Annotated in this window: 4 protein-coding genes; 2 read left to right on the top strand and 2 right to left on the bottom strand. The window is 62.1% G+C overall.

Going from position 1 to position 1,827, the window contains the following annotated elements; genetic code table 11:
* Together RMN95_RS15735 and RMN95_RS15730 are read right to left on the bottom strand one after the other, a co-directional pair.
* Positions 1–724 (bottom strand): HipA N-terminal domain-containing protein (locus RMN95_RS15735; protein WP_309617852.1); only part of this gene is annotated, 724 nt, incomplete at its 3' end.
* Entirely contained in the window at positions 721–1,020 is a 300-nt protein-coding gene (locus RMN95_RS15730) for a helix-turn-helix transcriptional regulator (RefSeq protein ID WP_309617851.1), read from the bottom strand. The genes RMN95_RS15730 and RMN95_RS15735, both read right to left, overlap by 4 nt.
* Positions 1,021–1,310: 290 nt before the next feature.
* Between RMN95_RS15730 and RMN95_RS15725 the strand changes: the two genes are divergently transcribed.
* Together RMN95_RS15725 and RMN95_RS15720 are read left to right on the top strand one after the other, a co-directional pair.
* Complete coding sequence (locus tag RMN95_RS15725) at positions 1,311–1,535, top strand: DUF433 domain-containing protein (protein WP_309617850.1); 225 nt, start codon at positions 1,311–1,313, stop codon at positions 1,533–1,535.
* Positions 1,536–1,583: 48 nt separating this feature from the next.
* A partial coding sequence (locus tag RMN95_RS15720; RefSeq protein WP_309617849.1) for a DUF5615 family PIN-like protein occupies positions 1,584–1,827 on the top strand: 244 nt, incomplete at its 3' end.

Genomic DNA, 1,827 nt, shown 5'->3' with positions numbered 1-1,827 from the left:
CAACCAAAACCGATTTTTCATGCGAGACCGCGTGAAGGGTGAACGGCGAGATATGGATGCCCGCATTCGACGCCATCGACAGGGCCAGGGCCTCCCACGCCTCAGTATCGACATCACCATCCTTCGAGTGCGGCAACTTCGCGAGCGCCAGCTCACCGGATGCAAGCACCACATTGGCTTTCGGGCGCGCCCCGCCGGGACTGGTGGCTATATCGCCCAAGTACTCGACATCGTCGTCGCTCGCCTCGTCAGCCTCATATCTGCTTGCGGCCGCAACAATCCTCGCCAGATCGTGCACGTTAGCCACCTGGCGCTCAGTAGAGCACCAGTCGTCGGCGTCGCGAAATCGCAGTGCCCCCATTCTCGAGGCGTCAGATACCCCCAGGAGATAGTCGAACGCGCCAAGGCGGCGAGGCAACTGCGGGTCTGTTTTTAGTCGCAATGCATGGTTTGCGTCGACTATCTTCTCTCCCCACTGGTCAGGTGCGGCATCGCTGAAAGCGCCGAAGATCACCTGGTTCGTCTGGGAGTACTGTCGCCCGGCCGTAAGAGGGAGGTCAGGTGAGATCGCGTAGGCGGCCTCAAGGTTCAGGTACGACCTGGCGTACTCGAAAGTCGAGCCGGCGAGCGTGCGCCCACCCTGAAACGACGATCTGAGGGTACCGACAAGGATGGGGTGCTCGCCACCACCGAGATGCACTTCGATGTCACCCGGGGAGGTCACAGCTCGCCGCCCTTCCTCAGAATCTCGTCGATGCGAGCGCGCGCAGCGCTGGTGTTGTAAGGGTCAGCCGCGCTGACAATGCTGTCAGCGATGCCCAGAGCCATCAGAACGGCAAACAGGGAATCAGTGCGAGCTGTGCCGGTGCCGGTCTCGATGTCGCGCAGCGTGGCCCTGGTAACGAAAGCCCGCTCAGCAAGCTCGGAGGCCGTCGTGCCGTTTACCCTCCGCCAGCGCCGGATGTTTGCCCCGAACTCTCGCAGCAAGCGCTCCCGGCGCACTGAGCTGCGCTGCACCATGGTCTGCTCCTTCTGGAAGCTAAAAATATCATTCTTCCGTGAAATGGCATCTGTAGCTATCTTTTCAGAGTGCGGTGGGGGCGACTATTCCGTGGGCTGGGCGCGCACCGGGGTGCGCGGCACGGCCACGGTGGCGGCAACAGTGGCCCTACCCGATCCCCGGCACCGCGAGGAACACTGCCGCCGAGCTGCGGCGGTGACACACACCCGCCGCTCCACCGGGCGGAAGTTTACAAGCATGCCGCGATCTTCTCTGACCGAGAGATACCCTCCGCCGGTAGCCTTAGAGCATGGCGCTATTTGATCGCATAATCGTTGACCCGGAGGTCGTGCACGGCCGCCCGGTCGTGCGTGGCACGCGGGTTCGCGTGACCGACGTGCTTTCGCTTCTGGCGGAAGGAGCCTCTGAGGCAGAGATACTGGAGGACTACCCGTATCTCACCGCCGAGGACATCCGCGCATGCCTCGCGTATGCCGCTGCACAGACCGACCACGCCATCGTCCTTGCGTCATAGCCTGTGCGTTTCCTTGTCGACGCTCAGTTGCCGCCAGCGCTTGCCCGCATGCTATCCGCGCGTGGCCACATTGCTGAGCATGTAACCGATATCGGTCCAGCAGACGCGACCGACCTCGATTTGTGGCGTTACGCGTTGAACAAACAAGCAGTGCTGGTCACGAAGGATGAGGATTTTCCCCGCATGCTCGTATTTGGCGGAGATGCGCCCTCCATTGTGTGGATCCGCGTCGGCAACACACGACGCCTCGCCCTTATCGAATGGTTCGAGCCGCTGATTGACAGGGTCGTGG

Origin of the sequence: Salinibacterium sp. (assembly GCF_031364185.1) — a bacterium.
Lineage (GTDB): Bacteria > Actinomycetota > Actinomycetes > Actinomycetales > Microbacteriaceae > Rhodoglobus.
The sequence above is the reverse complement of the archived record's forward strand: the minus strand, read 5'-3'. Positions and strand labels throughout refer to the sequence as shown.

Bases quoted from the DNA above. Each gene is read 5' to 3' on its own strand.
- RMN95_RS15725 (WP_309617850.1), top strand. From the start codon at position 1,311: ATGGCGCTATTTGATCGCATAATCGTTGACCCGGAGGTCGTGCACGGC.
- RMN95_RS15730 (WP_309617851.1), bottom strand. From the start codon at position 1,020: ATGGTGCAGCGCAGCTCAGTGCGCCGGGAGCGCTTGCTGCGAGAGTTC.